A 1,375-nucleotide genomic window follows, 5' to 3' on the forward strand; every position below is an offset into this window, starting at 1 on the left:
TCGCCCTCGACGGGAAGGTGTCGCTGGACGACAACGCGGAGTTCCGTCACCCGGAGTTCGAGGAGTTCCACGACCGGGCCGCGGCCAACCCGCTGGAGGCGGCCGCCAAGGAGAAGAACCTCAACTACGTCAAGCTCGACGGTGAGGTCGGCATCATCGGCAACGGCGCGGGTCTGGTCATGTCGACCCTGGACGTCGTGGCCTACGCCGGTGAGGCCCACAAGGGCGTCAAGCCGGCGAACTTCCTGGACATCGGCGGCGGCGCCTCGGCCGAGGTGATGGCGAACGGCCTGGAGATCATCCTGGGCGACCCGGACGTGAAGTCCGTCTTCGTCAACGTCTTCGGCGGCATCACCGCGTGCGACGCGGTCGCCAACGGCATCGTGCAGGCCCTGGAGCTGCTGGAGTCCAAGGGCGAGGAGGTCACCAAGCCGCTGGTCGTGCGGCTGGACGGCAACAACGCCGAGCTGGGTCGCCGGATCCTGGACGACCGCAACCACCCGCTGGTGCAGCGGGTGGACACCATGGACGGCGCGGCCGACAAGGCCGCCGAGCTGGCTGCTGCCGCGAAGTAAGGGACGAGGTCACAGAACACCATGGCTATCTTCCTCACCAAGGAATCCAAGGTCATCGTCCAGGGCATGACCGGCTCCGAGGGCCAGAAGCACACGCGTCGCATGCTGGCCTCGGGCACGAACATCGTCGGTGGCGTGAACCCGCGCAAGGCGGGCCAGAGCGTCGACTTCGACGGCACCGAGGTACCGGTCTTCGGGACCGTCAAGGACGCCATCGAGAAGACCGGTGCCGACGTCACGGTCATCTTCGTGCCGGAGAAGTTCACCAAGGACGCGGTGATCGAGGCGATCGACGCCGAGATCCCGCTCGCGGTGGTGATCACCGAGGGCATCGCGGTGCACGACACGGCCGCGTTCTGGGCGTACGCCGGCAAGAAGGGCAACAAGACCCGCATCATCGGGCCGAACTGCCCGGGTCTGATCACGCCGGGTCAGTCGAACGCGGGCATCATCCCGGCCGACATCACCAAGCCGGGCCGGATCGGTCTGGTGTCGAAGTCCGGCACGCTGACGTACCAGATGATGTACGAGCTGCGGGACATCGGCTTCTCCACCTGCGTGGGCATCGGCGGTGACCCGATCATCGGCACCACGCACATCGACGCGCTGAAGGCGTTCCAGGACGACCCGGACACCGACCTGATCGTGATGATCGGTGAGATCGGCGGCGACGCGGAGGAGCGGGCCGCGGCGTTCATCAAGGAGAACGTGACCAAGCCGGTCGTCGGTTACGTCGCGGGCTTCACCGCGCCGGAGGGCAAGACCATGGGCCACGCGGGTGCCATCGTCTCGGGTTCCTC

At 67.0% G+C, this 1,375-nt stretch carries 1 protein-coding gene and 1 pseudogene; both read left to right on the forward strand.

Going from position 1 to position 1,375, the window contains the following annotated elements; all coding sequences use genetic code 11:
- Positions 1–575, forward strand: a pseudogene (locus ACFY4A_RS42630) (succinate--CoA ligase subunit beta); the annotation flags it as partial.
- Between the two features lie 21 nt (positions 576–596).
- Positions 597–1,375, forward strand: a 779-nt coding sequence (sucD, locus tag ACFY4A_RS42635; RefSeq protein ID WP_390834681.1) for a succinate--CoA ligase subunit alpha, incomplete at its 3' end; no start/stop codon positions are given.

This window comes from Streptomyces sp. NPDC001292 (assembly GCF_042896465.1).
Taxonomy (GTDB): Bacteria; Actinomycetota; Actinomycetes; order Streptomycetales; family Streptomycetaceae; genus Streptomyces.